Source organism: Martinezella tropici (assembly GCF_008370325.1).
Taxonomy (GTDB): domain Bacteria; phylum Pseudomonadota; class Alphaproteobacteria; order Rhizobiales; family Rhizobiaceae; genus Rhizobium; species Rhizobium tropici_B.
Map to the genome: position 1 here is coordinate 385,713 of NZ_VNIP01000011.1, position 19,203 is coordinate 404,915.

General features: G+C 60.4%; 21 protein-coding genes. 11 read left to right on the plus strand and 10 right to left on the minus strand.

The features are described 5' to 3' along the window. Positions 1–2: 2 nt before the first annotated feature. The 3 genes from FP026_RS22740 to FP026_RS22750 are packed head-to-tail and all read right to left on the minus strand — an operon-like array spanning position 3 to position 3,192. Positions 3–380 carry a Na+/H+ antiporter subunit C gene (locus FP026_RS22740; RefSeq protein ID WP_149636849.1) on the minus strand — a complete coding sequence of 126 codons (378 nt, stop codon included), beginning with the start codon at positions 378–380 and terminating at the stop codon, positions 3–5. Beyond that, the gene (locus FP026_RS22745) at positions 380–799 is read right to left on the minus strand and encodes a Na+/H+ antiporter subunit B (RefSeq protein WP_149636850.1); all 420 of its coding nucleotides are present in this window, start codon (positions 797–799) and stop codon (positions 380–382) included. The genes FP026_RS22740 and FP026_RS22745 overlap by 1 nt, the downstream gene beginning before the upstream one ends. Then, positions 796–3,192 (minus strand): putative monovalent cation/H+ antiporter subunit A, encoded by a 2,397-nt coding sequence (locus FP026_RS22750; RefSeq protein ID WP_149636851.1) that lies wholly within the window; start codon positions 3,190–3,192, stop codon positions 796–798. The genes FP026_RS22745 and FP026_RS22750 overlap by 4 nt, the downstream gene beginning before the upstream one ends. 348 nt (positions 3,193–3,540) lie before the next feature. Here FP026_RS22750 and FP026_RS22755 point away from each other — a divergent pair, with 348 nt between their 5' ends. Then, positions 3,541–4,056 (plus strand): hypothetical protein, encoded by a 516-nt coding sequence (locus FP026_RS22755; RefSeq protein ID WP_149636852.1) that lies wholly within the window; start codon positions 3,541–3,543, stop codon positions 4,054–4,056. Here the strand turns inward: FP026_RS22755 and trhA are convergent. Next, positions 4,031–4,699: a PAQR family membrane homeostasis protein TrhA gene (gene trhA, locus FP026_RS22760; RefSeq protein ID WP_149636853.1), complete on the minus strand. Its 669-nt coding sequence runs from the start codon at positions 4,697–4,699 to the stop codon at positions 4,031–4,033. The two genes, FP026_RS22755 and trhA, sit on opposite strands and share 26 nt — an antisense overlap. Positions 4,700–5,014: 315 nt before the next feature. Here trhA and FP026_RS22765 point away from each other — a divergent pair, with 315 nt between their 5' ends. Both FP026_RS22765 and FP026_RS22770 read left to right on the plus strand, forming a co-directional pair. Continuing rightward, positions 5,015–5,881 carry a VOC family protein gene (locus tag FP026_RS22765; RefSeq protein ID WP_149636854.1) on the plus strand — a complete coding sequence of 289 codons (867 nt, stop codon included), beginning with the start codon at positions 5,015–5,017 and terminating at the stop codon, positions 5,879–5,881. A 98-nt stretch (positions 5,882–5,979) separates the two neighbouring features. Continuing rightward, the gene (locus tag FP026_RS22770) at positions 5,980–7,149 is read left to right on the plus strand and encodes an AI-2E family transporter (RefSeq protein ID WP_149636855.1); all 1,170 of its coding nucleotides are present in this window, start codon (positions 5,980–5,982) and stop codon (positions 7,147–7,149) included. 13 nt (positions 7,150–7,162) lie between these two features. On the opposite strand, the gene FP026_RS22775 is transcribed toward FP026_RS22770, so the two are convergent. Beyond that, positions 7,163–7,954, minus strand: coding sequence for a polysaccharide deacetylase family protein (locus tag FP026_RS22775; RefSeq protein WP_149636856.1), 792 nt, complete (start codon positions 7,952–7,954; stop codon positions 7,163–7,165). Between the two features lie 260 nt (positions 7,955–8,214). Here FP026_RS22775 and FP026_RS22780 point away from each other — a divergent pair, with 260 nt between their 5' ends. Together FP026_RS22780 and FP026_RS22785 are read left to right on the plus strand one after the other, a co-directional pair. Next, the gene (locus FP026_RS22780) at positions 8,215–9,126 is read left to right on the plus strand and encodes a DnaJ C-terminal domain-containing protein (RefSeq protein WP_149636857.1); all 912 of its coding nucleotides are present in this window, start codon (positions 8,215–8,217) and stop codon (positions 9,124–9,126) included. Positions 9,127–9,129: 3 nt separating this feature from the next. Next, on the plus strand, positions 9,130–9,462 hold the full coding sequence (locus FP026_RS22785) for a chaperone modulator CbpM (RefSeq protein WP_149636858.1): 333 nt from the start codon (positions 9,130–9,132) through the stop codon (positions 9,460–9,462). A gap of 75 nt (positions 9,463–9,537) precedes the next feature. Here the strand turns inward: FP026_RS22785 and FP026_RS22790 are convergent, their stop codons facing one another. Further along, entirely contained in the window at positions 9,538–9,927 is a 390-nt protein-coding gene (locus tag FP026_RS22790; protein WP_149636859.1) for a DUF930 domain-containing protein, read from the minus strand. Positions 9,928–10,210: 283 nt separating this feature from the next. Between FP026_RS22790 and FP026_RS22795 the strand changes: the two genes are divergently transcribed. Together FP026_RS22795 and FP026_RS22800 are read left to right on the plus strand one after the other, a co-directional pair. Next, entirely contained in the window at positions 10,211–12,304 is a 2,094-nt protein-coding gene (locus FP026_RS22795) for a S9 family peptidase (RefSeq protein WP_149637180.1), read from the plus strand. 21 nt (positions 12,305–12,325) lie between these two features. Further along, positions 12,326–12,847 (plus strand): DUF1697 domain-containing protein, encoded by a 522-nt coding sequence (locus FP026_RS22800; RefSeq protein WP_149636860.1) that lies wholly within the window; start codon positions 12,326–12,328, stop codon positions 12,845–12,847. 71 nt (positions 12,848–12,918) lie between these two features. On the opposite strand, the gene FP026_RS22805 is transcribed toward FP026_RS22800, so the two are convergent. Continuing rightward, complete coding sequence (locus FP026_RS22805) at positions 12,919–13,179, minus strand: ribbon-helix-helix domain-containing protein (protein WP_149636861.1); 261 nt, start codon at positions 13,177–13,179, stop codon at positions 12,919–12,921. 96 nt (positions 13,180–13,275) lie between these two features. On the opposite strand from FP026_RS22805, the gene FP026_RS22810 reads away from it, so the two are divergent. Next, entirely contained in the window at positions 13,276–14,778 is a 1,503-nt protein-coding gene (locus FP026_RS22810) for a protein adenylyltransferase SelO (protein ID WP_149636862.1), read from the plus strand. A gap of 72 nt (positions 14,779–14,850) precedes the next feature. Next, positions 14,851–15,390, plus strand: a complete 540-nt coding sequence (locus FP026_RS22815; protein ID WP_149636863.1) for a hypothetical protein — start codon at positions 14,851–14,853, stop codon at positions 15,388–15,390. A gap of 83 nt (positions 15,391–15,473) precedes the next feature. On the opposite strand, the gene bla is transcribed toward FP026_RS22815, so the two are convergent. From bla to dmeR, 3 genes are all read right to left on the minus strand, one after another. After that, the gene (gene bla / locus FP026_RS22820) at positions 15,474–16,472 is read right to left on the minus strand and encodes a class A beta-lactamase (RefSeq protein ID WP_149636864.1); all 999 of its coding nucleotides are present in this window, start codon (positions 16,470–16,472) and stop codon (positions 15,474–15,476) included. Between the two features lie 86 nt (positions 16,473–16,558). After that, entirely contained in the window at positions 16,559–17,560 is a 1,002-nt protein-coding gene (dmeF, locus tag FP026_RS22825; RefSeq protein ID WP_149636865.1) for a CDF family Co(II)/Ni(II) efflux transporter DmeF, read from the minus strand. A 34-nt stretch (positions 17,561–17,594) separates the two neighbouring features. Then, the gene (gene dmeR, locus FP026_RS22830; RefSeq protein ID WP_149636866.1) at positions 17,595–17,867 is read right to left on the minus strand and encodes a Ni(II)/Co(II)-sensing transcriptional repressor DmeR; all 273 of its coding nucleotides are present in this window, start codon (positions 17,865–17,867) and stop codon (positions 17,595–17,597) included. 196 nt (positions 17,868–18,063) lie between these two features. On the opposite strand from dmeR, the gene FP026_RS22835 reads away from it, so the two are divergent. Beyond that, positions 18,064–18,477 carry a MerR family transcriptional regulator gene (locus tag FP026_RS22835; protein WP_149636867.1) on the plus strand — a complete coding sequence of 138 codons (414 nt, stop codon included), beginning with the start codon at positions 18,064–18,066 and terminating at the stop codon, positions 18,475–18,477. A gap of 200 nt (positions 18,478–18,677) precedes the next feature. Continuing rightward, positions 18,678–19,166, plus strand: a complete 489-nt coding sequence (locus FP026_RS22840) for a GNAT family N-acetyltransferase (protein ID WP_149636868.1) — start codon at positions 18,678–18,680, stop codon at positions 19,164–19,166. Positions 19,167–19,203: the final 37 nt, after the last annotated feature.

Genomic DNA, 19,203 nt, shown 5'->3' on the forward strand with positions numbered 1-19,203 from the left:
CGTCAGTATCCCAAGGGCGGCAGCGGCCGCTCGTCCGGTTCGGCCACCAGCATCTCGCCGGTGTTGTCGGTCTTCAGGTCCTGATAGGCGCGGTAGGTCAGGACAAGCAGAAAGGCGAGGAACGAAAAAGAGATGACGATCGCCGTCAGGATCAATGCCTGCGGCAGCGGATTGGCGGCTGCATTGTCGAGTGTGCTCGCCCCTTTCTGGATGATGGGGGGCACTTCGGGCGTGACGCGGCCGGCGGTAAAAAGCAGAAGGTTGACGGCATTGCCGAGAATGGCGATGCCAAGCATGATACGGATCGAGAATTTCGACAGCATCAGATAGATCGCGGCAGCGAAGAAGAGGCCGACGACGAGGGCAAAGACGGCCTCCATCAATCCGCCTCCCGTTCTTCGAGCGCCAGCGCGATCGAGGTGATGGCTCCAACAACCACCAGATAGACACCGATATCGAAGAGCATAACGGTCGAAAGCGGCACCTCGACGCCGAAGAGATACGGATAGATCCAAAGACCGGTCATGAACGGCACGCCGGAAAAGACGGACAGAAAGCCGGCAAGGGTCGCCGCCAGCAGACCGAAGCCGGCAATCGCCAGCGGATGAAAAATGATGGCTTGCCGGACCGCCGTGACGCCACAGGCAATGCCGTAAATCGCCAGCGCCGAAGCTGCGATGAGGCCGCCGATAAAGCCGCCGCCGGGTTCGTTATGACCGCGCAGCAGCACGAAAACGGAAAAGAGCAGCATCAGGGCAGTCAGAAACGGCGCGGCGGTGCGGAAGATCAGCGTATTCACGAGCGCTCGGCCTCCATCCTTTCGCCGAGACCGGCCTTCTCCTCGAGATCGGGATCGTTGGCCGCAAGCTTGCGCTCGCCGCCGGCACGGATGCGGATCAGCGCCAGGATTGCAAGGCCGGTCATGGCGACCACGGCAATCTCGCCGAGCGTGTCCGTGCCGCGGAAATCGACGATGATGACATTCACCACATTGTCGCCATGCGCGATCAGCTTCGAATATTGGTTGAAGAAGGCCGTCAGCGTCAGATCGAACGGCGCTTGGGTCGCCTTCAGCAGCAGAAGCGCAAAGCCTATGCCGCAGGCCATCGCCAACACGGCATGAGCGACCCTGGCGAGCGGCGGCCGGCGATCCGAAGGCGAGAGGCGCAGGCGCGTCATCACCAGGGCCAGGATCACGACCGAAAGGGTCTCGACCATGAACTGCGTGAAGGACAGATCCGGTGCGCCGAACAAGAGAAAGATGACGGCGACGGCAAAACCCTGAATGCCGAGCGAAACGATGGCCGTCAGCCGGTCCCGCGCAAAAACGACTGCGGCAACACCGATGATGGCGATCAGGAAGATCGCCGCCTCGTGCCATTGCAGGTTCGGCCAGGCAGGCACATGAGGCAATTCACCGTGGATCACGAGGGGGATCAGCAGCATCGCCGCAAGGCAGAGAAAGGTGACGGTGACGTAGATTTCCAGCCGCCCGGGCTGCAGCACGCGCGATACCGCATGCGACAGCCACACCAGGCCGGAGATGAACCCGTCGAAGCCGCGGTCCGGCCCTCGTCCCAGCATCCGCAGGACAACGGACATGAAAAAACGGGCGCGGTCTAGCTGCCAATAGACAAGGATGCCGATCAGCACGGTCACGATGGAGAGTGCCAAAGGCACGCCGATATGCGGCGCCAGCGAAACCGCGATCTGTAAACCTTTGCCGCTGACGGCGCTTGCCATCGGTGAGGAGACATAAGCGTGCCATAAGGCTGCGAACAAGGCCGAAGCGATGCCGAGCAAGGCAAGCGTGACCGGCCCGAGCCAAAGCAAGGGCGGCGCTTCATGCGGATGGCGTGGCGTCTCGGTCAGCGGCCCGATGAAGGGCTTCAGCGCCACGGCAAAGGCAATGGCGAACATCAGCGCGTTGCCGGCCACGGCGATGATCGTCAGGATGATCGCGGCCGGCGATGCCTGCGCCAGCGCGGCATAGATCTCTTCCTTGGCCAAGAAACCGAAAGCCGGCGGCAGGCCGCCCATCGACACCGCCGCAACCAGAGCGGCGGCAAAGGTCAGCGGCATGGCCGAGCGCAGGCCGCCCAGACGGGTGATGTCGCGCGTTCCCGTCTCATGATCGACGATGCCGGCGACCATGAAAAGGGCACCCTTGAACAGCGAATGCGCCACCAGATAGAGGACAGCTGCTTCGACGGCATAGTCCGTGCCGAAGCCGGTGAGCATGACAAGCAGGCCGAGCGAGGAAACCGTCGTATAGGCAAGCTTCAGCTTCAGATCGGTCTGGCGGATGGCAAGCAGGGTTCCGACGAGCAGCGTGGCGGCACCAAAAAGCGGAAGGATGGTCTGCCAGGCCATCGTACCGCCGAGGACGGGATTGAGCCGCATCACAAGATAGACGCCCGCCTTCACCATGGTTGCCGAGTGAAGGTAGGCCGAAACAGGAGTCGGCGCTTCCATGGCATTCGGCAGCCAGAAATGAAACGGAAACTGCGCCGATTTGGTGAAGGCGCCGCCAAGCACCAGGATCAGAGCCGCAAGATAGAGCGGGCTCGCACGCACGAGATCGCCGGCTTTCAATAGATCGGACATCGCGGCGATCCCGGTTATCTGCCAAAGCAATAGCAGGCCGGCCAGCAGGAGCAACCCTCCGCCCCCGGTCACGACCAGCGCCTGCAGCGCCGCCCGGCGCGAGGCTTCGCGCTGATGATCAAAACCGATCAGTAGGAAGGAGGTAATCGAGGTCAGTTCCCAGAAGACGAAGAGCGTCAGGAAGCTATCCGAGACGACAAGACCGAGCATCGAGCCCATGAAGAGGAAGATGAAGGAGAAGAAGCGCCCGAGATCCGCATGCCCCTTCAGGTAGCCGCCGGTGTAGAGGACGATCAGCGCACCGATGCCGGTGATGAGCAGGGCGAAGGTCAGCGACAGACCGTCGATCAGCCAGGAAAACCGCAGATTGAGGCTTGGCACCCAATCGAAGCCGCCCAATTCAACCTGCCCGGCTGCGGTTGCAGGAAGGAAACCCGCGAAATGAAGGAAGGCGAGCGCTGGAAGCGACGCCAACGGCCAGGCCGCATTATGACCTAGCCACCGAACAGCGACGGGCGCGATCAATGCACCGAGAAAGGGCAGGCATAGTGCCAGGAATGTCAGGCCCGCGGTGGCGGCGGCCATGTTCCCCCCTTTGCTGAATGATCATCGATTCCGTCAATACCGGAGCTTAATTGAAGGGATAGGCGAAAGGGCACATCGCCTCAAGCCCTGGAAAAGGAAAACTGGAGGTAAACCACTGAAATCGGTTTTTGAAACGGCGGCCTGCAGAAGTTGCAAACGTCTGGAACCGTGGCAGCTTCGCGAACCGCAGGCAGTGGGACCAGACAAACCGCCAATTACGCATAGCTCGCAATGAAGCTGTAACGAATTGGCGCTAATTTATGCTCGCACCTGCAATCGCTATGAAATTTTCGCCGAAAAATGCGTTATTCTTGATCGGTTTGCAGATCCCGCCTCCCAGGAACCGCAATGCTCGTCCGCCTGATCGCTCTCCTGCTTCTTTCCCCCGCCTCGGCCTTTGCCGCGGATTGGCGGTCCTATGACAATGCAGGTCTCGGCTATGCGATTGAGCTGCCGCCGGAATTCCATCTCGCAGCTCCTTCCGGCGATACCGATCGGCTTTCGCTGTCGCCGGCGGACCGCTCGGCGACGCTGCAGGTTTTCGGCACGATGATCGCCAATGGTGACTTTACCTCGGAAGCGAATGGGCGCGTGGCACTGGCGAAAGACGACGGCTGGAAGATCTCCTATTCCAAATCGAACTCGCGCGGCATCAGCTTTTCAGGCACCAGGCAAGGACGCATCGTCTATGTTCGCGGCGTCGCGCTCTGCAACGGGGCGGCCGCCTTCTTCCAGATGGACTATTCGAAAACGGATATGCAGCGCTACGACGCCATTGTCATGCGCCTGGTGCGCAGCCTGCGCTCGACCAGAAAGTGCACGCCGACGGCTGAGATCGTCAAAAGCTTTCCGGTGACAGGCTGAAGCAGGTCAGCACCGCCGAATAATGCACGGCGGCCGCGGCGATGACAAAGCCATGCCAGATGGCATTCTGGAAACGCAGCTTTTCCCAGACGTGAAAGATCACGCCGAGCGAGTAGATCACACCGCCGATGACGATGAGCAGCATCGAGGCGAATGGGATATGCATGGAAACCGGCTTGGCGACAAGGATGCCGCTCCAACCCATGGCGAGGTAGAGCAGGATCGCCAATCGGTCGTAGCGCCCCGGAAACAGACACTTCAGGATGATGCCGAAGGCAGCGAAGACCCAGACGGCGATCAGCACGCCGAGCAGCAGCGGGTCTTCAGCTCCCCGCTCGAGAAAGGGCGTGTAGGTGGCGGCGATCAGGACATAAATGAAGGAGTGGTCGAAACGCCGGAGAAACCATTTCGTCTTCGACACCGGCCAGAGGTTATAGGTGAAGGACATTCCGAGCGTCAGCACCAGGCCGACCCCATAGATCCAGGCCGCCGCAATTCCTCCGTGGGAGCTCCACACCGTCGCATAGAAGATCAATACGGTCGCGCCGATCAATGCAAAGACGACGCCGACACCATTGACGATGCTGTCGGCGATAATTTCATAGCGATCATAGGCCCAACGGATGCCCCTGTACTCAGTCATTTAGTTCGGTTCCGTTTCCGTCCGAAATCGATCTTTGCACCGGGGCGATGAGGAAGCAACTGTGCCAAACGAGCGCATCGATCAATCTTCGTAAACAGGCCTCCCGTCCCATCCGTCAATGGAAAGCGAACGCTCAATCCGCAATTTATAGGCTTCTGTGAACAATCGAAATCCGCCATATCTGGATGCAAGTACAGCGGGCCAGAGGATATCCAAAGAGGCATATCAACCGGCAAACCCTCCACCCGCCCCCGGCGGTCCATTGCCGCCAACGCCGGTTGCCTTTTTAAAAGTATCGAGGTTGGAACTGACCCTATGACCGAAACCACCCCTTCCTACGCTCTGACCCGTCCCGCTTATGTCGGCCAGTCGCACCTTGTCGTCACCGACCTGCCGCAGGTGTCGCGCTTCTATCAGGATATGCTCGGCCTGAAGGTGATCGAGAAGACGGCGAGCGGCGAGGTCTTGGGCGTTGCCGGCCATCCCCTGCTGACACTGACGACGGATCGGGCTGCGACGCGCGCGCCGAAGACCGCCGCAGGCCTCTTCCATACAGCCTTCCTGATGCCGAGCCGCGTCGAGCTGGCGCGCTGGCTTCGCCATGCCGCCCAAAACAATGTCGTGCTGGAAGGCGCATCGGACCATGTCGTCAGCGAAGCCATCTATCTCTCCGACCCCGAGGGCAACGGCATCGAGATCTATGCCGACCGGCCGCATGGGGCATGGACCTTCCATGACGACGGTACTGTCGAGATGGCCACGCTCCGGCTCGATCTGCAGAAACTCTACGAAAGCGCCCCGCAGGATCGCTGGGAGGGCATGGCCGAAGGGTCGGCCATCGGCCATATCCATCTGCAGGTGGGCGATGTGGCGGAAGCCAACGCCTTCTACCGCGACGTGCTCGGCATGAAGGTGATGGCCGCACGCTATCCCGGCGCGACCTTCCTCGCGACCGGCGGCTACCACCACCACCTCGGTGCCAATACCTGGAACAGCCGCGGCGCCGGTCTGCGTTCCGAACATATGACCGGCCTTTCCGACTACACGCTGCGCTTCAACGACAAGTCTGCGCTCGACACGGCCGTCTCCGCCCTGGAGCAGCATGAGATCAAGACCGAGAAACGCGACGGCGGCGTTTCGCTGCGCGATCCCTGGGGTATCGGACTGAACCTGATCGCTTGATCCGCCTGAATCACCATTGCCTAAGCCCGTTGCGGAACCGGAACGGGCTTTTCGCGTTTGAGTAGAGAGGCGATTGTGCCTTCGGGAATCTGCAAGGCATGGAAGTCGACAAAATCGTCACCACGCGATCGGAAACAACGGTTACACGCGAAGGCAGGGCCGACGCAGAACGCAACACATCTCAAGATGAGCGCGACGAGGACAGTGTTTTCGACATATCCCACGGATCGATGCGCGGCAGGCTTGATATCGCCGCATCCTGGGCGACCATAGGCATCTTCCTCATCCTGGCTTTGGCCGGTGTCTACATGATGTCACTGGTCCTCATCCCAGTGACGCTCGCGGTCGTCGTCGGCATGATCCTCGGGCTGGCGGCGGAGAAGCTCAGCAAACTCGGCGTGCCCCGCGTCCTGAACGCCATTCTCCTGTCTTCGGCGGTGGCGCTGGTCATCTTCCTCGTCATCAATGCGCTTGCCGGACCGGTCGCCAAGCTCGCCCAGGAAGCGCCGGACTTCTTTCAGCGCACCTCCGACCGGCTGATGCCTTATCTCGAGCGGTTCAAATGGCTGCATATTTCGTCCGAAAGCCTTCAGGGCGGTCCGATGTCGATCAGCACGCTGCTGGAAAACAGCGGCAACGTCCTGCATGTCGTGTCCGCAAACCTGACGCCGGCCATCGTGCAAATCCTGATTTTCTTCGCGGCATTGCTGCTGTTTCTTGCCGGCAGGGTGAGCCTGCGCAGGACGATCATTCTGGCCTTTTCCACCCGCGCGTCGCGGCTGACCGCGATCAGGATTCTCAATGCTGTGGAACAGGTGCTCGGCTTCTATTTTGCGACAGCCTCGCTGATCTATGCCGGAATTGGCGTTGCGATGACCGTTATTGCCTATGTCGGCGGCATGAGCGTGCCGGTGCTATGGGGCGTCTTCGCTTTCGTTTCGAGCTTCATTCCATTCCTCGGAATCACGACGATAACGATTGCGCTGGCGATTGCCGGTATCGTCACGCATTCCGACATCATCTTCGGCCTTGCGCCCGCCGTCGCGTTTTTCGCTGTGCATCTGGCGGTCGAAAACATCGTCTTTCCCGCGATCATGGGGCGCCAATGGGAGATCAATCCCTTCGTCGTCTTCCTTGCCATCCTCTTCTGGACATGGATGTGGGGCGCCGTCGGCGCCATGCTGGCCCTGCCGCTGTCGCTGATCGTCATGACCGTCATCGAAGAGCTGTTCATCGAGGAAAAGGCCCAGCCGCAATTGCCGGGTTAACCCCTTCAATCCCTCAATTCGTCGTGCCGTCGTCGCCCTTTTCGGGAATATCCTGCAGGCGAACGAACTCCACGCCCTTCGCCTTCAGCGCAAGGATGCTGGCCGCGACCCCCTCGCCCGCCGCATGCGTCGGCTGGTTGATGTGGGAAATGATGACGTCGCCGTCCTTGGCGGAGGCATATTGCTTTTCAACCATCTTGGCCGGCAGCAGCGAGCCGCTGTCGCCGTTCACCGAATAGCCGGCAACCCGATACCCCATGCCGCGGATCTGCGCGATGGCGGAAGGGCTATATTTCGCGGTCGCGCCGCGGAACCAGCGCGGCTGCGGAATCCCGGCCGCGATCATCGCATCGGCACCGCCCTTGACTTCCTGCGCGACAGCCTGAGGCGAACCGGCGGCGGGGATGCCATAAACCTTGGTCGGAATGTCGATGGCCGGGATATGGTTCTGCCCGTGATTTTCCAGTTCGAAGAGATCGGGATTGGCCAGGAAGACGGCGAGCGCATCGGGATTGGTGCGCAACCAACGCGCGGTGACGAAGATCGTCGCCGGGATGCGCTGATCGACAAGGGTGCTCAGGATGCGCGGATCGGTCTTGCCCATGCAGGCATCGAAGGTGAGCGCGATGCGGGGCGCGCCTTTGCCCGCCCGATTGACGTGCAGGTGCGGCTCGACAAGCTTGGTGTTCGAGGCCAACGCCTTCGCCGGCAATTGCGGCCAGCCGGCAGGCGGCTGCTCGGGCTGCGCGGCAAGGACAGCTCGCGCGGCAAGCAGAACCATTAATGTTGGCAACAGGCGTTTCATCGAGGCAGCCACCGGGTGGATCAAACAAACGAAATCGAGCGGCCGAATGATGATCATTTCAGCTGCAACGCCGCCATCATCCGGCAACACGCCGGAAATATGGCAAACCGGCGCGGCTCAGCTCATTTCACATCACAAATGCGCCGGGCATGAAAGCCTCGAAGTCCAGGCTTCAACCAGGCTGCGTCTATGCTACGATTGATCTGAGGTTGCCGTAGCACTATCTGCGTATTTTTCCTTGCTCCCAAAGAGAGACATGCATGAGTCGCGATCCCTATGAAGTTCTGGGCGTAAAGCGGGACGCTCCGCAAAAGGATATTCAAAGCGCCTACCGCAAGCTTGCCAAGAAGCTGCACCCCGATCTCAACCCCGGCGACAAGCAGGCCGAGGACAAGTTCAAGGAAGCCTCGGCAGCTTACGGCATCGTCGGCGATGAGGAGAAGCGTGCGCGGTTCGACCGCGGCGAGATCGACAGCAGCGGCGCCGAGCAGGCACCGCGCAACTATTATCGTGACTATGCAGCGAACGAAGGCCAGCGCGGCCGCTACCAGAATGCCGGCGGCTTTGCCGATTTCGGCGATGCCGACGACATATTTTCCAGCTTCTTCTCGCGGCGCAGCCAAGGCCAAACGAAAATGCAGGGTCAAGACCGTCACTATACGATGGAGGTCGATTTCATTGACGCCATCAACGGCGTGAAGAAACAGATCAGCCTGCCCGATGGACCGGCGCTCGACGTCCAGATCCCGCCCGGCAGCCGCGACGGGCAGACGCTTCGCCTCAAGGGCAAGGGAGATCCCGGCTTTGGCGGCGGGGCTGCCGGGGATGCGCTGATTGCGGTGCATGTCCGGCCGCATCGCTTCTATACCCGCGATGGCGACGACATTCGGATGGAACTGCCGATTTCGCTGTCGGAAGCAGTGCTCGGCGGCAAGGTCCGCGTTCCGACGCCGTCCGGCGCGGTCACCGTCACCCTCGCGCCGAACTCCAACACCGGCAAGGTGCTGCGCCTGAAGGGCAAGGGCGCACCTGTGCGCGGCAAGGAAAACGGCGATGCCTATGTCTCCTTGAAGGTCGTCCTGCCGGAGGCGCCGGATCCCGAACTGACGCGCTTCGTTTCCGAATGGGAAGCGGGCAAGGCACAAGATCCCAGAAAGTCCATGGGAGGATAAGCGATGAACGAGAGCGAGTTTCGACTGCACCTCCAAATCGAGACCACCGTGCTGGAAGTCTGGATCTCACAGGGCTGGCTGGTGCCGGAAGAGACGGATCAGGGCCGGAATTTTCGCGAAGCCGATATCGCGCGCGGCCAGCTGATCCTCGATCTCGATCGAGCAATGGGTCTCAACGAACCCGGCGTCGATGTCGTCATGGATCTGGTGGATCAGCTTCACAGCCTGAGGGCGACGCTGCGCGAGCTGACAGATGCCGTCTGCCGTCAACCGATCGATGTGCAGGAGCATATCCTGTCAGAGCTGACCCGCGCAGAGTCCCAGAGACGGCGATAGCGTTCAATCGCATCGGGCGATAGCGACATCAAGATGGAATGTCGTCGCCATGGCGGTCTTGCGGGGCGGAAACGCTCAGTCGTAGAGATAATGTTGCTGCCAGGCGTCGCGCGGCACCTTGTCGCCGATCTGGTAGCTCAGATCACGAACATGAATATGCTGCGGGCCGGTCACACATGCGTACGAGAGGTGATACCAGTCACCCTTGCTGCGGAAAACCGCGCCGGGCGCATTCATGGCATCCGGCTTCATATCGGGATCGCCGAAAGTATAGGCGATCACCTTGTCCGGCGTGAAACCTGTCTTGTCCGTGCCGATACGCTTCATGGCTTCGGCATCGCATGCCTGCTCCATCCGCTCCGACGGATCGAGTTTCTCCAACTGCTTCTTTATGGCCGGATCGACGGCGAAGGCGCAGGTGGCGACGGAGGCCAATGGAATAAGGATGGCGAAGAGTTTCAGCATGAAGACCGGTCCCTTGCATTGTTTTGGATTTTGAGTGCGCCCGTTCCATCGAGGGAAGGTTTTGATCGCCTTCATGTCGACGCACTGTATGCCGACTTCGATAAAGAATGTGGTCTCATCAAGGCAGCGCGCCATTCGCGCCAGGCCCGCCTGTTCGATCGAGATTAATGACGACGGCTTGCATGAAGCTTGAGGAGCGGACTTGACGCTTGAACCTAAGGTCGGCGCCCTCTATTTCTCTCTTCTCTTCACATTCGACTTTCACACCACAGAAAGTGCTCCCGTGCCAGTTTTCAAAAATCTTCCCACCCCACCTGTCGCCGAGAAAAAACCTCTGACGGATACACGTCACGGCATTGCCCGCACCGACGATTATGCTTGGCTGCGCGCCGACAACTGGCAGGCGATGTTCAAGGATCCGTCGATCCTGGCACCGGAAATCCGGGCGCATCTGGAGGCTGAGAACACCTACATGAACGCCGCGATGGCGGACACGAAGGAGCTGCAGAAAGTTCTCTTCGGCGAGATGAAGGGACGCATCAAGGAGGATGACAGCTCGATCCCGATGAAGGACGGCCCTTATGCCTACGGCACGCTCTTCGTCACCGGAGGCGAGCAGCCCCATTTTTTCCGCGAGCCGCGCAACGGCGGCGATCGCAAGCTGCTGTTGAATGGCGACAGGGAGAATGAAGGAAAGTCCTATTTCCGTCTTTCCGGCCTCGACCATTCCTCCGACCACAGCCATGGCATCTGGGGCTATGATGACAAGGGTTCGGAATATTTCACGCTGAAGATCCGCAATTTCGAGACCGGCGAGGATCTTGCCGACGTGATCGAGAACACCGGCGGCGATGCCGTCTGGGCGCCCGACGGCAAGAGTTTCTTCTACACGCTGCAGGACGAGAACCATCGTCCCTCGAAGATCTTCCATCACATCATCGGCACGCCGCAATCAGACGACCGGCTTGTCTATGAAGAAGAAGACCCCGGCTTCTTCATGGGCGTCGGCGGTTCGCTGCTTGATGATTACATCTTCATCGATATTCACGATCACGAGACCAGCGAATACCGCATCATCCCGACCTCCGATCTGACCGCCGAGCCGAAGATCGTGGCGGAGCGCGAAACTGAGATCGAATACGAGATCAGCGAAGGCGGCGACGTCTTCTACATTCTCACCAATGACGGTGATGCCAAGGATTTCAAGATCATGGAGGCACCGGCGAACGAGCCGGGCAAGGAGAACTGGCGCGAGGTCGTGCCCCACAAGCCGGGCACGCTGATCCTCAGCCATCTCGCCTATGCACGCCACTTGCTCTGGCTGGAGCGTAAGGACGGCCTGCCGCGCATCATCATCCGCGACCGTCGTACGGGCGAGGAGCATGCGATCGCCTTCGAAGAAGAAGCCTATGCGCTCGGCCTGCAGGGTGCGGCGGAATACGACACGGATGTCATCCGGTTCTCCTATTCCTCGATGACGACGCCGAGCCAGCTTTATGACTACAATATGGTGACGCGCGAGCGCACCCTGCTGAAGACGCAGGAAGTGCCCTCAGGCCATAATCCAGACGACTACGTGACGCGCCGCGTCTTCGCGCCCGCCTGGGACGGTGAGACGGTGCCGGTGACGCTGCTTTATCGCAAGGACACGCCCCTCGACGGCTCGGCGCCTTGTCTTCTCTATGGCTACGGTGCCTACGGCGTTACCATTCCGGCCGGTTTCAACACCAATTGCCTGTCGCTTGCCGATCGCGGCTTCGTCTATGCCATCGCTCATATCCGCGGCGGCAAGGACAAGGGCTTTGCCTGGTACGAAGACGGCAAGATGGAAAAGAAGACCAATACCTTCAAGGACTTCATCGCAGCCGCCGATTATTTGAATCAGGAGAAGTTCACCTCTTACGCGAAGATCATTGCCGAGGGCGGATCGGCCGGCGGCATGCTGATGGGCGCCGTTGCCAACATGGCTCCGGAGAAATTCGCAGGCATCATCGCCGCCGTGCCCTTCGTCGATGTGCTCAACACCATGCTCGACGACACCCTGCCGCTGACGCCGCCGGAATGGCCGGAATGGGGCAATCCGATCGAAAGCCAGCAAGAATACGAGCAGATTGCCGCCTATAGCCCCTACGACAATGTCGGCGAGAAGCCCTACCCGCCGATCCTCGCGCTCGGTGGCCTCACCGACCCGCGCGTCACCTATTGGGAACCGGCGAAGTGGGTCGCCAGGCTGCGCGAGAAGACGACGAGCGACGCACCCATTCTACTGAAGACCAACATGGATGCCGGCCATGGAGGCGCTTCGGGCCGCTTCCAGCGCTTGGAGGAAGTGGCTTTCGAATACGCCTTCGCCGTCAAGGTCGCCGGGAAAATGTAAGCCGAACGGCAGGAGGAAGCCATGACCGTCTTCGTCGCCCTGCTGCGTGCCGTCAATGTCGGCGGCACCGGCATGCTGTCCATGGCCGATCTCAAGGCACTCTGCGAGGAGATCGGCTTCAAGGATGTGCGCACCTACATCCAGAGCGGCAACGTCGTCTTCCGCGCCGGCGACGACGAGGCAACGGTGCAGGCTCGGCTTGAAAGGGCGCTGACGGCCAAAATGGGCAAGTCTCCCGGCGTGATCCTGCGCAGCCGCGAGGCTCTGGAAAGAGTGGCGGAACATTCGCCCTTCCCGCATGCCAAGCCGAACTACCTGCTGGTGACCTTCCTGCAGGAGAACGCACCGAAGGATGCACTGGACAAGCTCGTCGCACCCGGCGGCGAAGAGGTGCATATCGCCGGCAGGGAAATCTACGTGCACTATCCCGATGGCTCGGGACGCTCGAAACTAAAGCTGCCGGCGCTAAAGGCGGGAACAGCGAGAAATCTCAATACGGTGCGCAAGCTTGCAGAGATGGCACGGGAGCTGGAGGAGAGTTAGGGACGTGTCACAAGTGCTGCGTAGTCGCTTTAGCCGTTTCGCGAAATACGACGGAATATCGCTTCATGCGGTTATTGTTTTTCGGCAGCCAGCGTCTCGATCCAATCGTCTATATCCTGCAGGCTCACATTCGGCCTGGGGTCATCGAGCGATGCCTTTACCTTCTGTCGGATCGCGGCGATCCGTTGCTGATATTCCTCTTCTTCCCGCAGCCAGACCCACACGGCGGCCCGTAACACCTCGCTCGTAGAGGAATAACTGCCCGCATCGACGCGAGCCTTGATCGCAGCCACCATTTCACTGGGGAGCGAAATGCTCAGCTTTTCATTCATAGCAAACTCCCTAGATACGGTAGGATAAAGTAGGGATGATTTCCTACTCGAGGCAAGCGCCTTGCACCGCCTGCGTGTCGGTCCTACCTTAGGAACATGAGCTCTCTTCCTTCCGAAACACAGGTACTTCAAGCACCGATTCAGTTCGACAACAGCTATGCGCGCCTGCCTCCGCAGTTTTTCGCGGACCAGGCGCCGACACCGGTTGCCGCACCGAGGCTGATCAAGTTCAACGAGGCCCTGGCGCGGGAACTCGGGCTAGACGTGGATGCCTTGAGAGAGAGCGCTGCGGCGATCTTTTCGGGCAACGAGCTCCTGCCGGGATCGAGGCCGATCGCCATGGCCTATGCCGGCCATCAATTCGGCAATTTCGTGCCGCAGCTCGGCGATGGCCGCGCGATCCTCCTCGGCGAAGTCAAGGACCGGAGCGGCAAGCGCCGCGACATCCAGCTCAAGGGTTCGGGGCCAACGCCATTTTCCCGCCGCGGCGATGGGCGCGCCGCGCTCGGCCCGGTCCTGCGCGAATATATCGTCAGCGAGGCTATGCACGCCCTCGGCATCCCGACGACGCGGGCGCTTGCGGCGGTAACGACCGGAGAGCCTGTCTATCGCGAGGAGGTGCTACCGGGCGCTATCTTCACGCGCGTGGCGGCGAGCCATATCCGCGTCGGCACTTTCCAGTTCTTTGCCGCGCGCGGCGATATCGAAAGCGTCAGGACGCTGGCGGATCATGTCATCAGCAGGCACTACCCTGAGATCAGAGACCGCGCCAATCCCTATCTCGCACTGCTGGAAGCTGTGGCAGAGCGGCAAGCGGCGCTGATTGCGCGCTGGCTGCATGTCGGCTTCATTCACGGCGTGATGAACACCGACAATATGACAGTCTCGGGCGAGACGATCGATTTCGGTCCCTGTGCCTTCATGGATGCCTACGATCCGGCGACCGTCTTCTCGTCCATCGACCGCAACGGCCGCTATGCCTATGCCAACCAGCCGGCCATCGGCCAATGGAACCTCGCACGCCTCGGCGAGACGCTCATCCCGCTGATCGATCCATCCGTCGATACGGCGATCGAGCTGGCGAACACCATCATCAAGGCCTATGGCGAGCGCTTCCAGGCCCATTGGCTTTCCGGCATGCGCGCCAAGATCGGCCTTGCGAGCGAGGATGACGGCGATCTGGAGATGATCCAGTCGCTGCTGGCGACGATGCAGCAGCAGGGCGCGGATTTCACGCTCGCGTTTCGCCGGCTTGCCGTCCTCGCCGTGGATGAGGACGTCATCGATTTTGCCGCCACGTTCAGCAATCCGCAATCAGCGGCGCCGTGGCTTGAACGCTGGCGCGAGCGCCTTAGCCGCGATCCTCAAACGCCAGTGACACGCGCGGCAGCGATGCGCAGGGTCAATCCGGCCTTCATTCCCCGCAATCACCGAATCGAGCAAGCGATCGAAGCCGCCGCCGAAGACGGTGATTTTTCTCTGTTCGAGGCGTTGCTGAAGGTGCTCGCCACACCCTACGAAGACCAGCCCGCCTTCGCACCCTATGCCGAACCTCCGCTGCCGAGCGAGCGCGTGCTGCAGACCTTCTGCGGCACTTGAGAAAGCCGGGGGCATAAGCCCCGGGCATGCTTGCAGAGTCATCGTCTCCTCAACCCATGGGGAGATATGACGATGAAAGTGCACCACAGCACCCAGAACTATTTCAGCACGCCGATCCGCAGCCAACAGAGCAGCGACAGCGACGACAGCTCGACATTCTCGCTACTGAGCGATGGCGGCGACCAGCAGAGAGATTCGCAGGGACCTTCCATCTCGTCCAGCGGCGTCCCCTCCTCCATTTCCTCCGGCTTCTGGCTCAACCAGCTCAGCCAGGCGTCGTCCTCCACAACGGACTCCGTCGACGATCAGTCGGCTACGAGCACTTCCGGCAGCAGCTCGGCCTCGTCGAGCAGGCAATCCGACCAGGACATTTTGGACGAGTTTGCCAAATGGGCGAATATGACGCCGGCGCAGAAGATCCGCGCACAATATCTCGAAGCGCACGGCCTGACGGAAGATTCCTTCAAGGCGTTGTCGGCCGATGATCAGAAGGCGATCAACGACCAGATCGCCGCCGAGATCAAGCAGAAGCTTGGCGTCGGCAATGCCGACGGCGATGGAGATGGCGACAAGGAAACGGACAGCGCCGCCTCGGCATTGTCCATCGTCTGAAGGAGTTACGAGACTGCATGAAGGCGATACGATCCTGATTCACATCATTGTCGTATCCCTTTGTTTTCGTTTGATATGTTTCGTTATTGCCCGACCATTCCGGTAACGATCTTGCTGACCTCGGCAAAGACCGCTTCAATATCCCTAGCGGATGCGGTCGCCTCCGCAATGAAAGTCGTCACCAGGATCGGCCCGCGATCGGGTGGCCAGATCACGGCGATATCGGCATAGGAGCCGTTGTTGCCGGTGCCGGTCTTGTCACCGACCTTCCACTCCTTCGGCAGGCCCGCGCGCAGGCGATTATTACCCGTGGTGTTGGCAACCAGCCAGTTGACCAGCTGATCCCTGGAGGTTTCCGACAGTGTATTGCCGAGGGTCAGGAGGCCGATGCTGTCAAGCATCGCATCCGGCGTCGTCGTATCGCGCGGGTCGTCCTTGATCGCCTGGTTGACATCGGGCTCGTTGCGGTCGAGGCGGGTTTCGGTGTCGCCTGTCGTCCGCAGCCAGGAGGTCAGGGCGGCAGGGCCGCCGAAGCTTTCAAGCAGCAGATTGCCGGCCGTATTGTCGCTTAGCGTGATCGCCGCGCCGCAAAGCTCGGCGACAGTCATGCCATCGGTGCCGACATGCTTTTCGGTCTCCGGCGAATAGGTGACCACTTTGTCCTTGCCGTAGGTGACGCGACGGTCGAGCTTTTCCGTTCCCTGATCGACGCGCGCCAGCACGAAGCCGACGGCGAGCGCCTTGTAGGTGCTGCAAAGGGGGAAGCGCTCCTCCTCGCGATGGCCGAGGGAAATGTTGGTTTCGGTGTCCAGCACGGAGACGCCGAGGCGGCCGCCGGTCTTCTTTTCAAGATCCGTAAGCTGTTTGTCGACATCGTCGGACAGTTGCGAGCTGTCCTGCGATCCGCCGCCTTCCATGCCCTGGCCATTGGCGGCAGGCGCCGCCGAATTATCCGTTGCCGGGGGTGTCTGTGATGAGGCACCACTATCCTGGGCGAACAGCGCATGGGGGCCGAGTATCAGCGCGGGAAGGAACAGCGCCGAGCCCGCCATGAGGCGGCGGCGGGTGAGCAATGTGGGCATGCGAAAAGCCTCCAGCAGAATCGGGCAGATTTTGGGCTATGCGAGGAATATGGCAAGCCTCTGACCTCACCGATTGCTAGCGGATTTTATGCCGCCTTGTCGACCGTGACCTCAACGGTGACGTGCGACAATTCATGAATAGCGGCAAGCCGGGCCTTATAGAAAGACGGGTCGCGCAAGACGGGCGTTGCAACCGCGACGATCGCGGCATGGTGCCCGGGACCGACCTGCCAGACATGCAGGTCGGTGATGCGGTCTTCGTCCGTCTCGATCGCCTCACGGATCTCATCAGGCAGGTCTTCACCCGGTGGAATGAAGTCGAGCAGAACCGCACCTGACATGCGCAGCAGGCCCCATGCCCATTGCAAGATCACAAGACCACCGACGATGCCCATGGCGGGATCGAGGAAGGTCCAGCCGAAACGGCTGCCGAGCAGCAGGGCAACGATCGCCAGAACCGAGGTCATCGCATCGGCTATGACATGGACATAGGCGGAACGGAGATTGTTGTCCCTGCCGTCGCCATGGCCATGGTTGTGGTCATGGTCATGATGGTGATCGTCGTGATGATGGTCATGATTATGTGCGTGACCGTGGCTGTGACCATGGCCGGAATGGCCGTGATGATGATGGCTGTGATCGTCGCGCAGAAGCCATGCGCTGACCAGATTGACGACAAGGCCGACCACTGCGATGGCGATAGCTTCCCGGAAATTGATCGTCACCGGATCGAGCAATCTCAGAATGCTCTCCCAGCCCATGATCAGCGCGATCAATGCCAGTACGACGGCGCTGGCAAAACCTGCGAGATCGCCGAGCTTGCCGGTGCCGAAGGTGAAGCGCGCATTATGCGCATGCCGGCGGGCATAGAGATAGGCAAGCGCCGAAATCAGCATGGCGCTGGCATGAGTCGACATGTGCCAGCCGTCGGCAATCAGCGCCATGGAGCCATAGGCCGTGCCCGCGCCGATCTCGACCACCATCATGGCAGCGGTCAGGGCGATGACGAGCCAGATGCGGCGTTCGTTGCGCTGGTGATCGGAGCCTAGAAAGACATGGCTGTGGCCCACATCGGAGGAAATACTCATGACATCAGTCTCCTGTTGAATGCGCTGAAACCCATCACCGCAGATAGGTCTTCAGCACGTCGGCAATCTCATCGACCGCTTGACGACGGGTCTCTTCACTTTCTGCATGGAGCACGTGTTCGTGCAGATGATCCTCGAGAACCTCCCCGGTCAGCCCGGTCAGAGCACCACGAATGGAGGCGAGGAGTTGCAAGATTTCCCCACACGGCCGTTCGGCCTCGAGCGCTCGCTCCACCGCCTCCATCTGCCCTTTGAGGCGACGGATGCGGGACAAGAGCTTGGCTTGCTGGCGAATGGTGTGGGACATTGCGGCCTCGATTTATAATATAGGGGGGTATACTATTTATAGCGACCGATTGGAAGCCGTCTCTTGAAATTGCCCCGACGGGATTAGGCGGCGGCGGAAAGACACCAGGCTAGTTCGCGGCGCTGCACCGGCCTTGCAAATTCCAACGCCAATCGCATATATTGCTCTAGAGACTAGAGGTATTGGAGGCCATGCAATGCTGTCGATCGGTGATCTGTCCAAGCGTACCGGCGTTAAAGTGCCGACGATCCGCTATTACGAGCAGATGGGGCTGATTTCGGAGCCTGACCGCAGCGAAGGCAATCAGCGGCGCTATTCCAGAACCGATCTTGAGCGTCTGGCCTTCATCCGCCATGGCCGCGACCTCGGACTGACGATCGATGCCATCAAGGAGCTGATCTCGCTCAGCCAGCATCCGGACCGTCCCTGCGTCGGCGCCGACCGCATAGCGAAGGAGCATCTCGATGACGTTCGCACGAAGATCGCCAGGCTGAAGAAGCTGGAGCATGAGCTGGAGCGCATCGTCTCGCATTGCGATGGCCACAGCATCGAAGACTGCTACGTGATCCGCGCGCTTTCCGATCACGGACTATGCGAACACGAGCACTAAGCGCGCCCATTGACAAACGCGCTGAACCGGATCATTGATGCGCCCATGATCACGCACGCGCTCCACAACTGCTCGTATTTTTGGCTGTACCTGTAAAGGGCGGCCAAGACAGATCATATTGTCAACAAGCCGCCGTCAGGCGGCTTTGTTGTATCGGCAGCGTCCTGACGGCTCATTGAATAACAAGGACGCAAAATGCCATGCTAGACGATAGCGACATCTCACTTCTCCGCCCGCCGGTGCTCACCATCCGCAATGCGCAGCCGCGCGACCTGCCTGAGCTCAATGACATGATCCAGCTGCTGGCTGCCCATCACGGCGACCCCTCAGGCACGACGCCCGAGCAGCTCGAGCGTGACCTCTTCGGCCCAGTGCCATGGATTACCGCGCTCGTGGCCGAAGGAGAGCAAGGGCTGATCGGCTACGCCATCCTCGTACCGCTCTACAAAGCGCAGGAAGGCCAGCGCGGCATGGATCTGCACCATCTCTTCGTGCGTGACGGCCACCGTGGCCACGGCATCGGGCAGCATCTCGTCGACCGCGCCCGCGATATCGCCCGCAAGGCCGGCTGCAGCTACCTTTCTGTGGGAGCCGCGACAGGCAACGTTCAGGCTCACCGCTTCTACGAGAACATGGATTTCAAGCCGCGCCCGGTCACCGGCATGCGCTATCTGCAGGCGCTCGCCTGATGTCGGCCTTTAACGGGATCGCCATCTAACGCTCAAC